This is a genomic window from Pseudomonas putida (genome assembly GCF_025905425.1).
In the GTDB taxonomy this organism is placed as follows: domain Bacteria; phylum Pseudomonadota; class Gammaproteobacteria; order Pseudomonadales; family Pseudomonadaceae; genus Aquipseudomonas; species Aquipseudomonas putida_AF.
Window position 1 is genome coordinate 5,486,873 of the sequence record NZ_CP109603.1, and the last position, 19,664, is coordinate 5,506,536.

At 62.3% G+C, this 19,664-nt stretch carries 20 protein-coding genes and 1 other RNA gene; 11 read left to right on the top strand and 10 right to left on the bottom strand.

Translation table 11 applies throughout. The features are described 5' to 3' along the window. Window positions 1-95: 95 nt before the first annotated feature. Window positions 96-2,357, top strand: a complete 2,262-nt coding sequence (gene ppk1, locus OGV19_RS24760; protein WP_264311069.1) for a polyphosphate kinase 1 — start codon at window positions 96-98, stop codon at window positions 2,355-2,357. Here the strand turns inward: ppk1 and ppx are convergent. Further along, window positions 2,344-3,846 carry an exopolyphosphatase gene (gene ppx / locus OGV19_RS24765; protein WP_264311070.1) on the bottom strand — a complete coding sequence of 501 codons (1,503 nt, stop codon included), beginning with the start codon at window positions 3,844-3,846 and terminating at the stop codon, window positions 2,344-2,346. The two genes, ppk1 and ppx, sit on opposite strands and share 14 nt — an antisense overlap. A gap of 244 nt (window positions 3,847-4,090) precedes the next feature. On the opposite strand from ppx, the gene trxA reads away from it, so the two are divergent. The 7 genes from trxA (at window position 4,091) to OGV19_RS24800 (ending at window position 10,182) form a co-directional block, all read left to right on the top strand. Further along, window positions 4,091-4,417, top strand: a complete 327-nt coding sequence (gene trxA / locus OGV19_RS24770) for a thioredoxin TrxA (RefSeq protein WP_012274768.1) — start codon at window positions 4,091-4,093, stop codon at window positions 4,415-4,417. 228 nt (window positions 4,418-4,645) lie between these two features. Beyond that, window positions 4,646-5,905 (top strand): transcription termination factor Rho, encoded by a 1,260-nt coding sequence (gene rho, locus OGV19_RS24775; protein WP_003253661.1) that lies wholly within the window; start codon window positions 4,646-4,648, stop codon window positions 5,903-5,905. A 213-nt stretch (window positions 5,906-6,118) separates the two neighbouring features. After that, window positions 6,119-6,439, top strand: a complete 321-nt coding sequence (locus OGV19_RS24780) for a type II toxin-antitoxin system RelE/ParE family toxin (protein ID WP_264311071.1) — start codon at window positions 6,119-6,121, stop codon at window positions 6,437-6,439. Then, complete coding sequence (locus OGV19_RS24785; RefSeq protein ID WP_264311072.1) at window positions 6,436-6,768, top strand: addiction module antidote protein; 333 nt, start codon at window positions 6,436-6,438, stop codon at window positions 6,766-6,768. Before OGV19_RS24780 ends, OGV19_RS24785 begins: the two co-directional genes overlap by 4 nt. Window positions 6,769-6,850: 82 nt before the next feature. Continuing rightward, entirely contained in the window at window positions 6,851-8,317 is a 1,467-nt protein-coding gene (ubiD, locus tag OGV19_RS24790; protein ID WP_264311073.1) for a 4-hydroxy-3-polyprenylbenzoate decarboxylase, read from the top strand. Further along, window positions 8,317-9,285: a CDP-6-deoxy-delta-3,4-glucoseen reductase gene (locus OGV19_RS24795; RefSeq protein WP_264311074.1), complete on the top strand. Its 969-nt coding sequence runs from the start codon at window positions 8,317-8,319 to the stop codon at window positions 9,283-9,285. Before ubiD ends, OGV19_RS24795 begins: the two co-directional genes overlap by 1 nt. Window positions 9,286-9,531: 246 nt before the next feature. Next, a complete protein-coding gene (locus OGV19_RS24800; RefSeq protein ID WP_264311075.1) occupies window positions 9,532-10,182 on the top strand; it encodes a gamma-glutamylcyclotransferase in 651 nt (216 codons plus the stop codon). Between the two features lie 141 nt (window positions 10,183-10,323). On the opposite strand, the gene OGV19_RS24805 is transcribed toward OGV19_RS24800, so the two are convergent. Further along, on the bottom strand, window positions 10,324-11,301 hold the full coding sequence (locus tag OGV19_RS24805) for an NADPH:quinone oxidoreductase family protein (RefSeq protein WP_264311076.1): 978 nt from the start codon (window positions 11,299-11,301) through the stop codon (window positions 10,324-10,326). 157 nt (window positions 11,302-11,458) lie between these two features. Between OGV19_RS24805 and OGV19_RS24810 the strand changes: the two genes are divergently transcribed. Next, window positions 11,459-11,863, top strand: a complete 405-nt coding sequence (locus OGV19_RS24810) for a flagellar basal body-associated protein FliL (RefSeq protein WP_264311077.1) — start codon at window positions 11,459-11,461, stop codon at window positions 11,861-11,863. On the opposite strand, the gene OGV19_RS24815 is transcribed toward OGV19_RS24810, so the two are convergent. The 4 genes from OGV19_RS24815 to OGV19_RS24830 all read right to left on the bottom strand — a co-directional run bounded on the left by OGV19_RS24815 (window position 11,864) and on the right by OGV19_RS24830 (window position 17,199). Beyond that, on the bottom strand, window positions 11,864-12,976 hold the full coding sequence (locus OGV19_RS24815; protein ID WP_264311078.1) for an ABC transporter permease: 1,113 nt from the start codon (window positions 12,974-12,976) through the stop codon (window positions 11,864-11,866). Window position 12,977: 1 nt separating this feature from the next. Further along, the gene (gene rbbA, locus OGV19_RS24820; RefSeq protein WP_264311079.1) at window positions 12,978-15,698 is read right to left on the bottom strand and encodes a ribosome-associated ATPase/putative transporter RbbA; all 2,721 of its coding nucleotides are present in this window, start codon (window positions 15,696-15,698) and stop codon (window positions 12,978-12,980) included. Further along, window positions 15,695-16,654, bottom strand: a complete 960-nt coding sequence (locus OGV19_RS24825) for an HlyD family secretion protein (RefSeq protein WP_264311080.1) — start codon at window positions 16,652-16,654, stop codon at window positions 15,695-15,697. Before OGV19_RS24825 ends, rbbA begins: the two co-directional genes overlap by 4 nt. Before the next feature lie 95 nt (window positions 16,655-16,749). Next, on the bottom strand, window positions 16,750-17,199 hold the full coding sequence (locus OGV19_RS24830; protein ID WP_264311081.1) for an EVE domain-containing protein: 450 nt from the start codon (window positions 17,197-17,199) through the stop codon (window positions 16,750-16,752). Between the two features lie 178 nt (window positions 17,200-17,377). On the opposite strand from OGV19_RS24830, the gene OGV19_RS24835 reads away from it, so the two are divergent. Next, on the top strand, window positions 17,378-17,530 hold the full coding sequence (locus tag OGV19_RS24835; protein WP_167334468.1) for a hypothetical protein: 153 nt from the start codon (window positions 17,378-17,380) through the stop codon (window positions 17,528-17,530). A gap of 19 nt (window positions 17,531-17,549) precedes the next feature. Here OGV19_RS24835 and OGV19_RS24840 read toward each other — a convergent pair whose 3' ends face one another. The 4 genes from OGV19_RS24840 to OGV19_RS24855 form a co-directional block, all read right to left on the bottom strand. Continuing rightward, complete coding sequence (locus OGV19_RS24840) at window positions 17,550-18,158, bottom strand: 5-formyltetrahydrofolate cyclo-ligase (protein ID WP_264311082.1); 609 nt, start codon at window positions 18,156-18,158, stop codon at window positions 17,550-17,552. A 68-nt stretch (window positions 18,159-18,226) separates the two neighbouring features. Then, window positions 18,227-18,406, bottom strand: a non-coding RNA gene (ssrS, locus tag OGV19_RS24845) — 6S RNA. Window positions 18,407-18,423: 17 nt separating this feature from the next. Then, window positions 18,424-18,744, bottom strand: a complete 321-nt coding sequence (locus OGV19_RS24850; protein WP_264311083.1) for a cell division protein ZapA — start codon at window positions 18,742-18,744, stop codon at window positions 18,424-18,426. Beyond that, on the bottom strand, window positions 18,741-18,923 hold the full coding sequence (locus OGV19_RS24855; RefSeq protein ID WP_264313999.1) for a TIGR02449 family protein: 183 nt from the start codon (window positions 18,921-18,923) through the stop codon (window positions 18,741-18,743). Before OGV19_RS24855 ends, OGV19_RS24850 begins: the two co-directional genes overlap by 4 nt. Before the next feature lie 181 nt (window positions 18,924-19,104). On the opposite strand from OGV19_RS24855, the gene OGV19_RS24860 reads away from it, so the two are divergent. After that, window positions 19,105-19,659, top strand: coding sequence for a YecA/YgfB family protein (locus OGV19_RS24860; RefSeq protein WP_099430753.1), 555 nt, complete (start codon window positions 19,105-19,107; stop codon window positions 19,657-19,659). Window positions 19,660-19,664: the final 5 nt, after the last annotated feature.

Below are 19,664 nucleotides of genomic sequence, written 5' to 3' on the forward strand. Positions count from 1 at the left end.
AGGCTTGCCAGTGGGTGTAACACAGGCGTCATAATGGCCGCTTATCGTCCCGCTCAATTGATGATAGGGCGTTAACGTCCTCCAGGAACGTCCAGATGAATAATGAAGTGCTCACCCCTGTCGTGATCAAGGACGCCCAGGCAGTCCCCGAAGAGATGGTGCAGACGCCGCCAGACCTGCCTCCGGCGCCAGAGCCAGAGTTGGAGCCAGAGCCGGTGGTCGAGGCTGCGGCCCCTGCATCGGCACCGGCCCCCGCGCCGGCACCGGCGATCGCCGTCCCCGGCCTGGACGACAGCAGCCTGTACATTCATCGCGAGCTGTCGCAGCTGCAGTTCAACATTCGGGTGCTGGAGCAGGCGCTGGACGAGAGCTACCCGCTGCTCGAACGCCTGAAATTCCTGCTGATCTTCTCCAGCAACCTCGATGAATTCTTCGAGATCCGCGTCGCCGGCCTGAAGAAGCAGATCAACTTCGCCCGCGAACAGGCCGGTGCCGACGGTTTGCAGCCGCACCAGGCCCTGGCGCGCATCAGCGAGCTGGTGCACACCGAGGTGGATCGTCAGTACGCCATCCTCAACGACGTGCTGTTGCCGGAGCTGGAAAAGCACCATATCCGCTTCATCCGCCGCCGTTACTGGACGCCCAAGCTCAAGACCTGGGTGCGGCGTTTCTTCCGCGACGAGATCGCCCCGATCATCACCCCGATCGGCCTTGACCCGACGCACCCGTTCCCATTGCTGGTGAATAAGAGCCTCAACTTTATCGTCGAGCTTGAAGGCGTCGATGCCTTCGGCCGCGATTCGGGCTTGGCGATCATCCCGGCGCCGCGCCTGTTGCCGCGGGTCATCCGAGTACCTGAAGAGGTCGGTGGCCCGGGTGCCAACTACGTATTCCTGTCGTCGATGATCCACGCCCACGCCGACGACCTGTTCCAGGGCATGAAGGTCAAGGGCTGCTATCAGTTCCGCCTGACCCGCAACGCCGACCTGGCGCTGGACTCCGAAGAAGTCGACGACCTGGCCCGCGCCCTGCGCGGCGAGCTGTTCTCGCGCCGTTACGGTGATGCCGTGCGCCTTGAGGTGGCCGATACCTGCCCGAAACACCTCTCGGATTACCTGCTCAAGCAGTTCAGCCTGAGCGAGAGTGAGCTGTACCAGGTCAACGGTCCGGTCAACCTGACCCGCCTGTTCAGCATCACCGGCCTCGACAGCCACCCGGAACTGCAATACACGCCGTTCACCCCGGCGATCCCCAAGCTGCTGGTAAATGCCGACAACATCTTCAGCGTGATCAGCAAGCAGGACATCCTGCTGATGCACCCGTTCGAGTCGTTCACGCCGGTGGTCGACCTGCTGCGTCAGGCCGCCAAGGACCCGCATGTGCTCGCCGTGCGCCAGACCTTGTACCGCTCCGGCGCCAACTCGGAGATCGTCGACGCCCTGGTGGACGCCGCCCGTAACGGCAAGGAGGTCACTGCGGTAATCGAGTTGCGTGCGCGCTTCGACGAAGAGTCCAACTTGCAGATGGCCAGCCGCCTGCAAGCCGCGGGTGCGGTGGTGATCTATGGTGTGGTCGGTTTTAAGACCCACGCCAAGATGATGCTGATCTTGCGGCGCGAGCAGGGTGAAATCGTCCGCTACGCGCACCTGGGTACCGGTAACTACCACGCCGGCAACGCCCGTCTGTACACCGACTACAGCCTGCTGACTTCCGACGACGCCCTCACCGAAGACGTCGGCAAGCTGTTCAGCCAGCTGATCGGCATGGGCAAGACCCTGCGCATGAAGAAGCTGCTGCACGCACCCTTCACCCTGAAGAAGGGCATGCTCGACATGATTGCCCGCGAGACCCAGTTCGCGCTCGAAGGCAAGCCCGCGCACATCATCGCCAAGTTCAACTCGCTGACCGATGCCAAGGTTATCAAGGCGCTGTACAAGGCCAGCCAGTCTGGTGTGCGCATCGACCTGGTCGTGCGCGGCATGTGCTGCCTGCGGCCAGGCATTCCGGGGGTGTCGCACAACATTCACGTGCGCTCGATCATCGGCCGCTTCCTGGAGCACACCCGGGTGTTCTACTTCCTCAATGGCGGCGAGGAGCAGATCTACCTGTCCAGTGCCGACTGGATGGAGCGCAACCTCGACAAGCGCGTCGAGACCTGCTTCCCGGTCGAAGGCAAGAAGTTGTTGCTGCGGGTGAAGAAAGAGCTGGAAAGCTACCTGACCGACAACACCCATGCCTGGACGCTGCAGTCGGATGGGCGCTACGTGCGCAGCACCCCGACCGGCAACCAGAACCCGCGCAGTGCCCAGGCGACCCTGCTGGAGCGCCTGAGCAACCCGGTCCTCAACGTACGCTGAGGACGAAGCCGACCCGGGCCAGCCACTCCGCCTCGTTGGCGAAGTCGGCCTGGGTCAGCTGGTTCTGTTCCAGCCAGTCTTGCGGGAAGACTACGTCGAGGCTGTTGTCACCAGCTTGCAGCTGCACCTTGGGCATCTGCTGAGTACCACGGATGTGGTGGAACAGGATGGCGAAGCGCAGCAGCACGCACAGGCGAATCAGCTGCACCCCTTCATCACCGAACTCGGCGAACTTGTCCTTGGGGATGTTGCGGCGATGGCCGCGTACCAGCAAGGCCATCATCTGCTGGTCCTCACGGGAGAAGCCCGACAGGTCGGAATGTTCGATCAGGTAGGCGCCGTGCTTGTGGTAGTGGTAGTGGGCGATATCCAGCCCTACTTCGTGCACTTTCGCAGCCCAGCCCAGAAGATCGCGCCAATTGCCGTCTTCCAGGCTCCAGGCCTTCGCGACCTGGTCGAACGCATGCAGCGCCTTGCGTTCGACGCGCGCGGCCTGGCCCTGATCGACGTGGTAGCGCTCCATCAATGAGTTGAGGGTGCGCTCGCGCACGTCTTCGTGGTGATGGCGGCCCAGCAGGTCGAACAGCACCCCTTCGCGCAGGGCGCCGTCGCAGTGATCCATGCGTTGCAGTTCGAGGGCGTCGAAGATGGCTTCGAGAATCGCCAGGCCAGCCGGGAAGATGGTGCGACGGTCCGGCTTTATGCCTTCGAAGTCGATCTTGTCGACCTCCCCCAGCTTGAACAGCTTGCGCTTAACCCACGCCAGCCCCTCGGCGTTGACCTCGCCATTGCCCAGGCCGCTGGCCTTGATGGCCGCGCCGATGGCCCGGATGGTCCCGGACGAGCCGATGGCTTCGTCCCAGGTCAGGCGGTGCAGGGCGTTTTCGATGCTCATCAGCTCCAGGCGCGCGGCAGTGTAGGCCTGGGCATAACGCGCCGGGGTGATTTTGCCGTCGCGGAAGTAGCGCTGGGTGAAGCTGACGCAGCCCATCTGCAGGCTCTCGCGCAGCAGTGGCTCGAAGCGCTGGCCGATGATGAACTCGGTACTGCCGCCGCCGATGTCGGCGACCAGGCGCTTGCCGGGGTTGTCGGCCAGGGTGTGCGAGACGCCCAGGTAGATCAGGCGGGCTTCCTCGCGGCCGGAGATCACCTCCACCGGATGGCCGAGAATGGCCTCGGCGCGCTGGATGAATTCGTTGCGGTTGCGCGCTTCGCGCAGGGCGTTGGTGCCCACGATGCGCACGGCCCCTGCAGGCAGGCCGTTGATCAGCTGGGCGAAGCGCTTGAGGCAGTCGAGGCCCCGTTGCATGGCTTCTTCGCTGAGCTTGCGCTCTTCGTCGATGCCGGCGGCCAGCTGAACCTTTTCCCCCAGCCGTTCGAGAATGCGGATCTCGGTGTGGTGGGCCTTGGCCACGACCATGTGAAAACTGTTGGAGCCAAGGTCGATGGCGGCGATCAGAGACAGGTTCTTCGCGTTGGTATGCGGCATGATCTGGATGTTCTCGGTCGTTAACCTGGCAATCGTGCCACGATACGGGGCTGTCGCCAACGCGTGGCACGCCAAGGCTTGATGCAAGGCAATGTGCCATTCGATGTTATGACACGCATATGACAGTTTCGATTCGCGGCGTCTTGCACAACTATAGTTACACTCAATCGCCCGCGACTTCCTGTAGGGCGTGGGTGCGGCTATGATGGGCAACGTTTTTTAGCTTACGACCTTGGAGATTTCCATGAGCGACAAAATCAAACACGTCACCGACGCCAGCTTCGAAGCCGACGTACTGCAGGCTCAAGGCCCGGTGCTGGTTGACTACTGGGCTGAATGGTGCGGCCCATGCAAGATGATCGCTCCGGTGCTGGACGACATCGCTGCCACCTATGAGGGCAAACTGACCGTCGCCAAGCTGAACATTGACGAGAACCAGGAAACCCCCGCCAAGCATGGCGTGCGTGGCATCCCGACGCTGATGCTGTTCAAGAACGGCAACGTCGAGGCCACCAAGGTCGGCGCATTGTCGAAATCGCAGCTGGCCGCGTTCCTCGACGCCCACCTGTGATGTGAAAAAGCCCCGGAAATACCGGGGCTTTTCTTTTTCAACCCACTAGACGTCTAAAAAAGCAAGTGTTACATTCGGCCTTGCACTGCTTTTCCAGTGCCCCCTGCACGCCGTCGCCGACGCACTCCTAATTAGAATCTGTGCGCGATCCTATCGCCTTCTAGCGGCGCGGCTTCATTAAGCCAGAAGCTTAATCCTCCCTTCATACATGATTACGTCACTCCCCTTATGAACCTGACTGAACTCAAGCAAAAGCCGATTACCGATCTGCTGGAAATGGCCGAACAGATGGGCATCGAAAACATGGCCCGTTCGCGCAAACAGGACGTGATTTTCGCCCTGCTGAAGAAGCACGCGAAAAGCGGCGAAGAGATCTCGGGTGACGGCGTGCTGGAGATTCTCCAGGATGGTTTCGGTTTCCTGCGTTCGGCTGATGCGTCCTACCTGGCCGGCCCTGACGACATCTACGTCTCGCCTAGCCAGATCCGCCGTTTCAACCTGCGAACCGGCGACACCATCGTCGGCAAGATCCGCCCGCCGAAGGAAGGGGAGCGTTACTTCGCCCTGCTGAAGGTCGACACGATCAACTTCGATCGCCCGGAAAACGCGAAGAACAAAATCCTGTTCGAGAACCTGACGCCGCTGTTCCCCAACAAGCGTCTGAAGATGGAAGCCGGCAACGGCTCCACCGAGGACCTCACCGGCCGTGTCATCGACCTGTGCGCACCCATCGGTAAAGGCCAGCGTGGCCTGATCGTCGCCCCGCCGAAAGCGGGTAAAACGATCATGCTGCAGAACATCGCGGCCAACATCACCCGTAACAACCCCGAGTGCCACCTGATCGTCCTGCTGATCGACGAGCGTCCGGAAGAAGTGACCGAAATGCAGCGCACCGTGCGCGGCGAAGTGGTTGCCTCGACCTTCGACGAGCCGCCGACCCGCCACGTGCAGGTTGCCGAAATGGTGATCGAGAAGGCCAAACGCCTGGTCGAGCACAAGAAAGATGTGGTCATCCTGCTTGACTCCATCACCCGTCTGGCGCGTGCCTACAACACCGTGATCCCGAGCTCCGGCAAGGTCCTCACCGGTGGTGTCGACGCCCACGCCCTGGAGAAGCCGAAGCGCTTCTTCGGTGCCGCGCGTAACATCGAGGAAGGCGGTTCGCTGACCATCATCGCCACCGCGCTGGTCGAAACCGGCTCGAAGATGGACGAAGTGATCTACGAAGAGTTCAAGGGTACCGGCAACATGGAACTGCCCCTGGACCGCCGCATCGCCGAGAAGCGTGTGTTCCCGGCCATCAACATCAACCGCTCCGGCACCCGCCGCGAAGAGTTGCTGACCGCCGACGACGAACTGCAGCGCATGTGGATCCTGCGCAAGCTGCTGCACCCGATGGACGAGATCGCTGCCATCGAGTTCCTGGTCGACAAGCTCAAGCAGACCAAGACCAACGACGAGTTCTTCTTGTCGATGAAGCGTAAGTAAGCTTCGCTGCATCACGCAAAAAGCCGGGGAAACCCGGCTTTTTGCTGTTTGTCACAAAAGTTCGTTCGCCAGTAGCCCTAACGCAGGCCACCATGCTGCCTGCGGTTTCCGATCAAGCCCCTGCAAGCATCAGCCTCCCGACGTCATTGAGCCTAGCCCCGGGGGCGGTGGATAAGTCGACACATGGATTGTCTCTTATAAGGTACAATATGGATGTACACAGTTCATCATGTTCTTTCCGTCAACGGTGTAGATCTCTACCAAGCCTGGTTGGACACCATTCGCGACACAAGGTTGAAAGCACGAATTACCACACGCGTCGACCGAGCAGAGCAGGGCCATTTCGGTGTGACCGAGCCAGTGGGTGACGGTGTGTTCGAGATGAAACTGGATTTTGGGCCAGGCTACCGCATCTATTACGCTACCCATGGGCGGAGCATTATTTTCCTGCTCGGCGGCGGCTCGAAAGACCGCCAGCAGGCTGATATCGACCAAGCCAAGTCGCTTTGGCACAGGCACAAGGTAGCGCTATGACCAGCACGCGTTCGCATGAAGAAAGTGTTCTTGAGATGCTTCGCAATGACGAAACCTTCGCCATCGATTATCTCGCCGTGGCACTTGAGGAAATCGATGAGCCTGGTGGTGCTGCGGGCTTTCTGACGGCGGTCCGTCGCGTGGCTGAAGCGCGAGGTGGTATGGGCAATCTTTCGCAGGCCACGGGGCTTGCTCGCCCTAATCTCTATCGCGCCTTGGCTGCGGACGGTGATCCTCGGCTGTCGACTGTGTTGAAGGTACTGCAAGCACTCGGCATCGGGCTGTCAAAGGTGGTTTCGCACAATAGTGAACAGCACCGCAGCGGCTGATCCCCAGACTCCTTTGGCCATTTTGCCCCCTTAGGCGCTACACTCTGCACCCCGACCGATACGGCCAACACGAGGCTCCTGCATGCAGTATCGCGACTTGCGCGACTTCATCCGTGGCCTGGAACAGCGCGGTGAACTCAAGCGCATCCAGGTTCCGATCTCTCCCGTCCTGGAAATGACCGAGGTTTGCGACCGCACACTGCGTGCCAAAGGCCCGGCGTTGCTGTTCGAGAAGCCCACGGGGTACGACATCCCGGTACTGGGGAACCTGTTCGGCACGCCTGAGCGGGTGGCCATGGGCATGGGCGCCGAGTCGGTCGAAGAACTGCGCGAAATCGGCAAGCTGCTGGCGTTCCTCAAAGAACCAGAGCCGCCGAAGGGCCTCAAGGATGCCTGGTCGAAACTGCCGATCTTCAAGAAGGTCGTGTCGATGGCGCCGAAAGTGGTCAAGGATGCGGTGTGTCAGGAAGTCGTGGTCGAAGGTGACGATGTCGACCTTGGCCAGTTGCCGATCCAGCATTGCTGGCCAGGCGATGTGGCACCGCTGATCACCTGGGGCCTGACCGTGACCCGCGGCCCCAACAAGGACCGCCAGAACCTGGGGATCTACCGCCAGCAGGTCATCGGCCGCAACAAGGTCATCATGCGCTGGCTGAGCCACCGTGGTGGCGCGCTGGATTACCGCGAATGGTGCGAGAAGCACCCAGGCCAGTCGTTCCCGGTTGCCGTTGCGCTGGGCGCAGACCCTGCGACCATTCTTGGCGCCGTGACGCCGGTACCCGATACCCTGTCCGAATACGCGTTCGCTGGCCTGCTGCGTGGCAACCGCACCGAGCTGGTCAAATGCCGTGGTAGCAACCTGCAGGTGCCCGCCACCGCCGAGATCATCCTTGAAGGCGTGATCCACCCGGGCGAAATGGCGCCGGAAGGCCCCTACGGCGACCACACCGGCTACTACAACGAAGTGGACAGCTTCCCGGTGTTCACGGTCGAGCGCATCACGCACCGGCAGAAACCGATCTACCACAGCACCTACACCGGCCGGCCGCCGGATGAGCCGGCCATTCTCGGGGTGGCGCTGAACGAAGTGTTCGTGCCGATCCTGCAGAAGCAGTTCCCGGAGATCGTCGACTTCTACCTGCCACCGGAAGGCTGCTCGTACCGCATGGCGGTGGTGACCATGAAGAAGCAGTACCCAGGCCACGCCAAGCGCGTGATGCTGGGGGTGTGGTCGTTCCTGCGACAGTTCATGTACACCAAGTTTGTTATCGTTACCGACGACGACATCAACGCCCGCGACTGGAACGATGTGATCTGGGCCATCACCACACGCATGGACCCCAAGCGTGATACGGTGATGATCGACAACACCCCGATCGACTACCTGGACTTCGCGTCGCCGGTGTCGGGGCTGGGGTCGAAGATGGGCCTGGACGCCACCCACAAGTGGCCGGGCGAGACTACACGCGAATGGGGACGGGTCATCGTCAAGGACGAAGCCGTCACCCGCCGTATCGATGAGCTGTGGGATCAGTTGGGAATAGATTGATGCAGGTAACGTTGCAGCCGTCCGGGGCAGTGCTGGCGCTCGAACCCGGGGAACGGATCCTGGATGGAGCGCGGCGGCTGGGCTATGACTGCCCCAACAGCTGCCGCAATGGCAATTGCCATGTCTGCGCCGCCTTGCTGGTGGAGGGGAGCGTCCGCCAGAACGGCGAAGTACGCGACCATGGCGAGCTGTTTACCTGCATTGCCGAACCGCTGGAGGACTGTGTGTTGCTCTGGGACGGTGTGCTCGCCCTGGGCGAGCTGCCAGTGCGCAAGCTGGCGTGTAGCGTGAGCGAGTGCGTTGATGTCGGTGGCGACGTCTGGCGCGTACGCCTGCGTGCGCCTGCCGGCAAGCCGCTGCGGTATCACGCCGGGCAGTACCTGATGATCGAGCGAGAGGGTGGCAAGCAGGCGGCGTTCTCCCTGGCGTCTGCGCCCCATGGTGGGCGTGAGCTGGAACTGCACGTACTGGCGCGTGAGCCCAGCGCGCTGCAGTTGATCGAGCAACTGCAACGTGATCGCCTGGCGCGCATCGAAATGCCCTTTGGCGATACGCACCTGGCCGAGCTGCCAGATGGCCCGCTGGTGTTGATTGCAGCCGGTACGGGAATGGGCCAGATGCACAGCCTGGTCGAACATTGCCGCGCCCAGGGCTTCAAGCATCCGGTACACCTTTACTGGGGTGTGCGTCGGCCCGAGGACTTCTACCAGATTGAGCACTGGGACGAATGGCAGCGCCTGCCCAACCTGTTCCTGCACAAGGTCGTCAGTGACCTGTGTGGGTGGGAAGGACGTTGCGGCATGCTGCACGAGGCCGTTTGCGAAGACATCCAGGACCTCAATACTGTGCATGTCTATGCCAGCGGCTCGCCAAACATGGTCTATGCCACCCTTGATGCCCTGGTCGAGGCCGGCATGGATGCGCACCGCATGCGTGCGGACGTGTTTGCCTACGCGCCGCGCGGCTAATAACCCAAGTTCAAAAGAGTGGGTATAAGGCGGTAATTGTTACCGCCTTGGCTAATAACTTTTACTCGACTCGAAACTCGACTCTCCAACCGTCGGAAGTTTGCGTGAAACTTTGGCTGTCGGGCTTGAGTGTTGGCGTATTTCTATCCTAAGGTTAATACAGACACCTTAGGTGCGGGGCGTCAGCCCTGACACGCAGCGATTCTCGCTCCATCTGTAGTTCACAGGGAATAATGGCGGCAGCTTATGTCGGCAATTGAAAGTTTGTCCTGGACAAGTGCTTACCCTCCGGCGCTCGACTTCGGCCAGCAATTGACCCGCGAGCAATTGATCAACTCCATGCAAACGACCATGTCTCGCCATGAAGGTGGGCCTGTGTGGCTGTTCGCTTATGGCTCGTTGATCTGGCGCCCGGAGTGCAGTTCGGTAGAGCGTCAACGTGCACGGGTGCACGGTTATCACCGTGGCTTGTACCTGTGGTCGCACGAGCACCGTGGTACGCCGGAAACCCCAGGCCTGGTGTTCGGCCTGGACCGGGGTGGTTCGTGCAGTGGTTTTGCCTATCGGCTGGATGAAAGCAACCTGGATGATTCGCTGATGGCCCTGTGGCAACGCGAGATGCCGTACCCGGCCTACCGGCCGCATTGGCTCAGCTGCCGGTTAGGGGATGGCAGCAAGGTGCAGGCCTTGGGTTTTGTGCTGGAGCGCCACTTGCCGTGTTATGCGGGGAACTTACCTGACACATTGCTCAGCCAGATTCTTGCCAGTGCCAAGGGGCGTTATGGCACCACGCGCGAGTATGTGGAGCAGACGTTGAACGCATTGCGCAATCACCAGATGCCGGATCGCAACCTGGAGGCGCGGTTCAGGCGCTGCCATAACCTGCGCGAAGTCTGATTTATTGACTGGCAGTACCGGCCTCTTCGCGGGGCAAGCCCGCTCCCACAGGCACCCGAGCCGACTTGAAGGCAGTGGATAACTTGTGGGAGCGGGCTTGCCCCGCGAAGAGGCCCGAGCAGGCAACCAAGCAGCCAGACGTTAACTTGTCAGCACCACCAACTTACCCACAGCCTTGCGCTGCCCCAGCAGCTCGATCGCCGCCCCAGCCTCACCCAGTGGATAAGTCTTCGACACCAGCGGCTTCAGCTTGCCTTCAGCATGCCAGGCAAACAGCTGCTGGAAGTTAGCCGCATTGTCCTGTGGCTGACGCTGGGCAAACGCGCCCCAGAACACCCCCACCACCGCCGCGCCCTTGAGTAGCACCAGGTTCGCCGCCATCTGTGGGATAGCCCCGCTGGCAAACCCGACTACCAGCAGCCGGCCATTCCAGGCCAGGCCCCTTACCGCCTGGTCGAACAGCTCACCGCCCACCGGGTCGTAGATCACGTCCACCCCCTGGCCACCGGTCAGTCGTTTTATCTCGTCCTTGAGGCTGGCCTGGCTGTAGTCGATCAGCTCGTCGGCCCCGGCAGCCTTGGCTACGGCCAGCTTTTCGGCGCTGCTGGCAGCGGCGATTACCCGTGCGCCCATGGCCTTGCCTATTTCCACCGCCGCCAGGCCCACCCCACCAGATGCCCCCAGCACCAGCAGGGTTTCCCCGGGCTGCAGTTGGCCACGCTGCTTGAGTGCATGCATCGAGGTGCCATAGGTCATGCCAAAGGCTGCGGCGGTGGTGAAGTCCATGCTTTTGGGGATGGGCATCGCGTTGTAGAAGGGCACCGCCACCTGTTCGGCGAACGCGCCCCAGCCAGTGAGCGCCATGACCCGGTCGCCAACCTTGAACGCACCGGCCCTATCGCCAACCGCCGCAACCACGCCAGCGGCTTCGCCACCTGGGGAGAACGGCAGCGGCGGTTGAAACTGGTATTTACCTTCGATGATCAGGGTGTCTGGGAAGTTGACGCCCGCAGCCTGCACATCAAGCAGGATCTCGTTCTTTTTCGGCACGGGGCTGGCGACGTCTTCCAGTACCAGGTCACGCGCCGGGCCCAGGGTTTTGCACAACACAGCTTTCATCGGGGCTATTCCTTTGCGGGTAGTGGCCGATAAGTGTAGGAGGGCCACCAGCCGGGTCAACGAGCATGGCCTACCCTGATGGGCCGGCATAAGCCTGGGCTTGGGTTTGAGCGGTGTGCTGGGTAAGCTGGCGCCAATTGTATTGAGGAGCGAATTCGTGAAAGCGTGGATCTTGATGGTGCTGGCCCTGATGCTGCCAGTTGCGGCCGTGGCCGAAGAAGCCAAGGAAGGGGCGCCCAAGGTCGCCTACATCACCCTGAGCCCCCCCTTTGTCGGTAATTACGCCCTCGACGGTGGCCCCAAGCTGCGCATCTACAAGGCCGACGTGGCCCTGCGTGTGACCGGTGATGAAGCCGCCAAAGCCGTGAAACACCACGAGCCGTTGATTCGTAACCAGCTGGTGGCGCTGTTCACCCAGCAGACGGTGGACAGCATGAGCAACGTCGACGCCAAGGAGCAACTGCGCCAGGAAGCCCTGAAGCAGGTGCAGCAGGTGATGGAAGCGGAAGAGGGCAAGCCGATTGTCGAAGACCTGCTGTTCAACAACCTGATCGTGCAGTGATCAGGAGGCGAGGGTCCGCCGAAAGCGCGCCAGCGCCACGCTGAAGAACACCAGGCCGATCACCGCCAGAGCCAGGATGTCTGGCCACACCACGGCCAACCCGGCGTCGCGGAACAGAATCGCGGCGCCGAGGCTGACGAAATGCGTCGATGGCGAACCCTGCATGACCCATTGCAGCCACTGCGGCATGCTGTCCAGCGGGGTGCTGCCGCCTGACAGCAACAGCATCGGGATGATGACCGGGATCGCCAGCAGGCCGAATTGAGGCGTCGAGCGCGCCAAGGTGGCCAGGAAGATCCCCAACGCGGTACTGGCGAACAGGTACAGCGCGGTCACGGCCAGGAACAGCCCCATGGAGCCGGACAGCGGCACGCCCAGGGCGCCCTTGACCACCACGATGAGCGAAATCCAGGTACAGATCACCACCACCAGCGCGTTGCTGGCGATCTTCGCCAGCATGATTTCCAGTGCGGTCAGCGGTAGCACCAGCAAGTGATCGAGCGTGCCGTGTTCGCGCTCGCGCAGCAACGCGGTGCCGGTGAGGATGATGGCCAGGATCGTGATGTTGTTGACGATCTGGATCACAGCCAGAAACCAGCCACCCTCCAGATTGGGGTTGAACAGTGCCTTGGGGTTGATCAGCACGGGGCTCTGCGTTGTCGTGCGCTGGGCATAATCGAGCAACTCGCGCTCGAAGATCCGGCCGATGTAGCCGGCGCCCATGAACGCCTGGCTCATGGCCGTGGCGTCGACGTTGATCTGCAGTTCGGGTGAGCGCCCGGCCAGCAGGTCGCTCTGGAAATTCACCGGCACATTGATCACGAAGGTGTACTGGCCGCTGTCCATGGCCTGGTCCAGGCGGTCCGGGGGCAGGGGGACGGCAGGCTGGAACTCGGGCGGTTGCAGTGCCTCGGTGAGCTTGCGCGAAAGCAGGCTGTGGTCTTCGTCCACCACCGCGACACTGGCGTTGTGCACGCCGATCACCGAACCCGCTGCAGGCATGTAGATCGCCACGCTGAAGGCATACAGCAAAAACAACAGCAGCACGCTGTCATGGCGCAGGCTGGTCAGTTCCTTCAGGCCCAGGCGCAAAGTGTGGTTAAGGCGCGACATGTCAGGCCTCCTGCTTCTTGAGCATGGCCAGGCTCAGGCCGGTGAACACGGCAAAGAAGCTCAGCAGGATCAGGCATTGCGGCCACAGCTCGCGCAGGCCCAGCGCTTTGGTGAAGGTGCCGACTGCAATGTCGAGGAAGTAGCCCGCCGGGAACAGCTGGCCCATCACCGCCGCCGCGCCGTCCAGCGACGAGCGCGGCACGATCAGCCCGGAAAACTGGATGGTCGGCAGGCTGGTGATGATCATGGTGCCCAGGATGGCCGCGATCTGGGTGCGGGTGAAAGCCGAAATCAACAAGCCCAGGCTGGTGGTTGCCAGCAGGTAGGCGACCCCGCCGCAGGCCAGGGCCAGCACGCTGCCCTTGAGTGGCACGGCAAACAGCCAGCGGTTCATCGCCACCAGCAACGCCAGGTTGACCAGGCTGACGGCCAGGTAGGGCAGCTGCTTGCCAAGCAGGAACTCCAGGCGGGTGAGCGGGGTGGCGTAGAAGTTGGTGATCGAGCCCAGCTCCTTTTCCCGGACGATGCCCAAGGCCGTGAGCATGGCCGGGATGAAGGCCAGGATCAGCGCCATCACGCCTGGCCCGATGGCATTCACGCTGACCACATCCTGGTTGTAGCGAAAACGCGTTTCCAGCCGCACCGGGTCCTGGCGCTGCACCGGTTGCGGGCCGGACGCGGCAAGCTGTTCGAGGTTCGCCTGGTGCACCGCCTCGACGTAGTTGCGGCTGGTCTCCGCACGAAACGGCATGCCACCGTCCAGCCAGGCCGCCACCACCGGTTGGCGACCGGCGTGCAGATCACGGCCAAAGCCGGGGGGGATCTCTAGGGCCAGTTTGATTTCGGAGCGTTGCAGGCGCTGGTGCATCTCGCGGGTATCACGGATCGGCGCCTGTTCGGCAAAATAGCGTGAACCACGGAATGCTTCGAGGTAGGCGCGGCTTTGTGGGCTCTGGTCCTGATCATGAACGGCGAAGGCGAGGTTCTCTACATCCAGCGAGATGCCATAGCCAAAGATCACCATCATGAACACGGCGCCGAGCAGGGCAAAGGCCAGGCGCACCTTGTCGCGCAGCAGTTCTTTGCCCTCTCGGCTGGCGACCGCCCACAGGCGGCGCAGGCTGAAGCCTTGGCGCAATGGCGGGGTGGCCGTGGCTGCCTGCTCCAATACGGTGCTGTCCGGGGCCTGGGGCGCGGGCTCCTGGGCTTGTTCCAGGCAGCGGACGAAGGCGTCTTCCAGGGTTTTGCCGGTGTACTGGCGCTGCAGGGCATCTGGCGTGTCGCAGGCCAGCACGCGGCCTGCATGCATCAGCGAAATGCGGTCGCAGCGCTGGGCTTCGTTCATGAAGTGGGTGGACAGGAAAATGGTCACGCCTTGCTCGCGGGACAATTCCACCAGCAGCCGCCAGAAGTCATCGCGGGCGGCAGGGTCGACGCCGGAAGTCGGCTCGTCGAGGATCAGCACTTCAGGGCGGTGCAGCACCGCGACCGCCAGCGACAGGCGCTGGCGCAGGCCCAGGGGCAGGGCGCCTGACGGCTGGTCGGCGATGCTGCCGAGGTCGAAGCGTTCGATCAGTTCATCGATTCGCTGGGCGCTTTCGGCCTTCGGCAGGTCGAACAGGCGGGCATGCAGCGTCAGGTTCTGGCGGGTGCTGAGCTCGCCGTACAGCGAGAAGCTTTGCGACATGAACCCAACCCGCTTGCGCGTGGCCAGGTCGCTGGCGTCCACCGGGCGTCCGAGCAGGCTGGCGCTACCCTCGCTGGCAGGCATCAGGCCGGTGAGCACTTTCATGGTGCTGGTCTTGCCGCAGCCGTTGGAACCGAGAAAACCGAAAATCTCGCCCCGGCCAATGGCGAAAGTGACCTTGTTCACTGCCGTAAAATCACCAAAGCGCAGGGTCAGGTCGTGCGCTTCGATGGCCACCGGGCCGTCATTTGCCGGGCGCGGCGGGATGCTCAGCGGCGCGTGTTGCGTTTTGCCAGCGCCCTGGAAGTGGGTAAAGGCATCGTCCAGTTTGCCGCTGGGCGTGACCGCCGCCAGGGTTTGGCTGAGGCCTGCGGCAATCAGTTTGCCGCCATCGAGCATCAGGCAATGCTCGAACTGCTCGGCCTCTTCCATGTAGGCGGTGGCCACCAGCAGCGTCAATTGCGGGCGTTGCGCACGCACCTGCTCGACCAGTTCCCAGAAGCGCCGCCGCGACAGGGGGTCGACCCCGGTCGTGGGTTCGTCGAGGATCAGCAGGTCAGGCTCGTGGATCAACGCGCAGCACAGGCCCAGTTTCTGCTTCATGCCACCCGACAGCTTGCCCGCCGGGCGCTCGGCGAAACGTTGCAGGTCGGTGGCATGCAGCAGGTTGGCCATGCGTTGCTCGCATTCGCGCCGGCCCAGGCCAAACAGCGTGGCGAAAAAGCGAATGTTCTCGCTGATCGACAGCTCGGGGTAAAGGTTGTTGCCCAGCCCCTGGGGCATGAAGGCCACCTTGGGGTACAGCGCGGCACGATGGCGGCGCTGGCGGATCGAACCGCCCAGGACCTGCAACTCTCCTTGCTGCAGGCGTTTCACGCCAGCGATCAGCCCGAGCAGGGTCGATTTGCCGGCCCCATCAGGGCCGATGAGTGCGCAGCGGGTTCCGCTGGGCAGGCTGAAGCCCAGCGTCTGCAGGGCGATCAGGTCGCCATAACGGTGGCTGATGCCCTCGGCCAGCAATGCCGGCGCGTTCATTGCAGGTTGGCCGGCCAGTCCACGTCAGCTGTGCGCACATAGCCAGCACCCGGCATGCCCGGCTTGGCTTGCGGCACGGCGCTTGGATCGCTCAGGCGCAGTTTGACGCGAAATACCAGTTTCTGCCGCTCGTCGCGGGTTTCGACCTGTTTCGGGGTGAACTGTGCTTTGGCCGCGACAAAGGCCACCTTCGCCGGCAGGGCCTGCTCGGGCAGGGCGTCGAGGACGATGCGTGCCTGATCGCCAACGGTCAGCCGGCCGCTGGTGGACGCCGGCAGGTAAAGGTTCATGTACTGGTCGCTCGGGTCGATCAGCATCAGTACTCGACCGCCAGCACCCAGGACCTCACCCGGTTCGGCCAGGCGCAGCTGGATGATGCCGTCGATGGGCGCGCGCAGGCTGCTGTCGTCGATCTCGCTGGTCAATTGGGCCACCTGGGCCTGGGCGGCGCCGATGGCGGCTTTCACTGCTGCCAGTTGGGCGCGCGCGGCGACCACTGCCGCATTGGCCGTGTCGAAGCGGGCCTGCTGCTGGTCGAGCAACTGTTGGCTGGCAAAGTTGCGCTTGAAGATCTCGCGCACGCGCTTGAGTTCCTGGCCGGCCAGCAATAGCTCACTCTGGCGCAGTTGCACACTGGCCTGGGCTGCGGCGTAGTTTTCCCGGGCGCGCAGCACTTCGGCTTCGGCCTGGTTGCGCTGGGCTTCCATGGTGCGGGTATCGATACGGGCCAGGAGCTGGCCGCGGGTAACCTTGTCGCCTTCGTCGACCCGGACTTCGGCCAAGCGCCCAGGGACCTTGGTGGCAATCTGCACTTCGGTCGCTTCGAGGCGGCCGTTGCCCATGCTCAAGCCTTCCGGCAATTGGTCGTGGAGCGACTTCCAGTAACCCAGCCCGGCTGCGGTCGCCAGTAAGGCGATCAGCGCGGTAGCGAAGATCCTGGGGGCATATCGATTCATCAGTCAGCATCCCTGCTCAATGCACGCCCCTATCGTGGCGTGTGGCTATCCATGGCGTGTTGATATCGGTCAAACCTCTTGATCCTAGCGCATCTTTACCTCAGTGCGACAATTGCCGCCCATTGCTCGGGGGTAACCGGCATCACCGACAGGCGGCTGCCTTTTTGCACCAGTGGCAGTTCGGCAAGGGCGGCCTGTTGTTTGAGCCTGCCAAGGTCAAGCACCTTGGGAAGGGTTTTCACATACGCCACGTCCACCGCACTCCACGGGTTTTTCTCGGCCGTGGCCTTGGGGTCGTAATAATGGCTTTCTGGGTCCAGCGCGGTGGGGTCCGGGTAGGCCGCCGCAGTGATTCTGGCGATGCCGGCAATGCCCGGTTGCGGGCAGCTGGAGTGGTAGAAGAAGAACTCATCGCCCACGCTCATGGCCCGCAGGAAATTGCGCGCCTGATAGTTACGCACGCCGTCCCAGCGTGCTTCGCCCAGGCGGCCAAGGGCTTCGATCGAGAGCTCGTCGGGCTCGGATTTCATCAGCCAATAGGCCATGCATGCTGCTCCTGAAAAGGTTTGAAATAACCTGTTGCACGAAACCGACAGCCGGTTGGCGCCAATGTTTGCGTGTCGACGCAGGTTGTCGGAAAATGCGCCCCGTTTAAAGCGAGATGCTCTGGCGATACCCAGAAAATCGCCAAGCCGCAACAGTTTGCCTGGGGGGCAATCTTCGATGAATCAACGCAAAAAGCCGGATCTTCTGTGGATCCTGGTGTTCATTTTTGGCCTGGGTGTGGTCACCACTGGTTATGCGCAGGGTTTCTGGGAGCGCAAGCTGGACACCGCCTATCAGATGCCAGTCGACGCCAGCCAGCCGCCACGTTGATGCCCTTCGCTGGCGCCGCTCAATTCGGCGCCAGGTACCAGCCGCAGTCCGAGACCGTCCCCTGCAAGGGTACATCCCAACTGGCCTGCGCCAGCCGTTCGACCTTCTGGCATTCATGCGCCAGCCCCAATAGCAAAGGTTTCTTCCAGGTCTTGCGGCGTGCCTGATAGGCCAGGCTGCGGTCATAGAAGCCACCGCCCATGCCAAGGCGCCCACCCACTTCATCGAAGCCCACCAGCGGCAGCAGGATCAGGTCCAGGGACCAGATCGGGCGCTGACGTTTGCGGTCGGTCAGGGGTTCTGGAATACGGAAGCGGTTGCGCTTGAGTTTTTCACCCTGCTCGAAACGCTGAAACACCATGCGCGTGCGCGGCCAGGCGTGCAGTACCGGCAGGTAGGTGCGTTTGCCCCGTCGCTGGGCTTCGCGCAGTAACAGGCAGGGGTCGATTTCGCCGTCGTTGGGCAAGTACAAGGCAATGTGCCGGGCGCGGCGGAACAGCGGGTGTTGCGCCAGCTGGCGATACAGGCCAAGGGTGGCCTGGCGTTGCTGGGCAGGTGTCAGTGCGCGGCGGGCATTGCGGAGCAGGCGACGGAGCTGGGGGCGGGTGAGCGGCGCGGTGTCGGTCATGGCACAGGCGTTCCCAGTTGTCGCGACTGGTGTGGAATTTGCCCGCGGCAAGGGCGAGCAAAAAAATAAGGCTCCCCGATAGGACCGCTATCGGTGTAGCCCTTGAACCCGAAAGTTCAAGGTGGAGATTGCAGGGGGCGTTAAGGCTTTCCGTCGGGCGGACATGCACACCGGCCCCAGCGTGCAACCCCCGTGGTTGTGCGTATCGGCTCAGGGACATAACCGACTGGCGCATCCCCCAGGGAGTGGCGCCAGTATACCAATCTCAGCCGATTTTGGTATCCGTGTCGTCGGACAAAGCCTTATCGACCCGATCGAGCAGGTCGCGCACCTGTTCGCGGTTGGTGCCAGCGGCCGGGGCCGCGCTACGATCTTCCTGGCGATGCAGCATCTCGTGGGTAATGTTCAACGCCGCCATGACCGCGATGCGGTCGGCGCCAATCACCTTGCCGCTGCTGCGGATCTCGCGCATTTTGCCGTCCAGGTAGCGCGCCGCGCTGACCAGGTTGTTGCGCTCTTCCGGCGGGCAGATGATCGAGTATTCCTTGTCGAGGATCTGCACGGTGACGCTATTGCTTGAACTCATGAGTCTTGCTCCAGAGCCTTGAGGCGCAAAATCATCGACTCGACTTTGCGCTTGGCGATCTCGTTCTTGTCGATGAGGTGGGCGCGCTCTTCGCGCCAGGACTTTTCCTGAGCTACTAAGAGTGCATTTTGCCGTTTTAGTTGCTCGACACGTTCGATCAGCAACTCGAATCGGCTCATCAGCGCTTGCAGGTCGTTCTCTTGCGTGGGTTGCACTCGAATCGCTCCGTCGTTGAGTCACCTGGCGATGATGCCTCTCCCCAGGCCGCGACGGCCAGTGCCGATGGTCTTGGCGCGCCTGCCGGTGCTAGGATACAAGGTCTCCATTCTAGTCATTGCGCCGTCTGGCGCCTAGTTGCCCATGCCCAATACCCAATCGCCCTACATTGCATTCGCCATGCTGCTTGCCAGCAATGGCCACCCTGTCACTCCTGCCGAGCTGCATGGCTTGCTGGTCGGGCGCAGCTGCGCCGGTGCCGGCTTCGATGCCGACGCCTGGCTGGCCGACGCCGCCCAACTGCTGGAAAACGAACCCGGTGATACTGTCCGCAATGCCCTGATCGGCTTGCAGGAGATGGTCAAGGGCGAGCTGACCAGCGATGACATGGCCATCGTCCTGCTGCTGCCAACCGATGACGCTGCGCTGGCCGACCGTGCTGCGGCGCTGGGCCAGTGGTGCCAAGGCTTCATCACCGGTTTTGGCCTGAACGCCGGTGGCAAGGACCTTTCCACCGAGGCCAAGGACGTGCTGCAGGACCTGGTTGCAATCTCCCAGGTACAAGAAGCCCTCGAAGAGTCCGAAGATGGCGAGAGCGACTACATGGAAGTCATGGAGTACCTGCGCGTCGCGCCGCTGCTGCTGTTCTCCGAGCTGGCCAAGCCGGCCGCACCCGCGTCCAAGCCATCGTTGCACTGATCAAC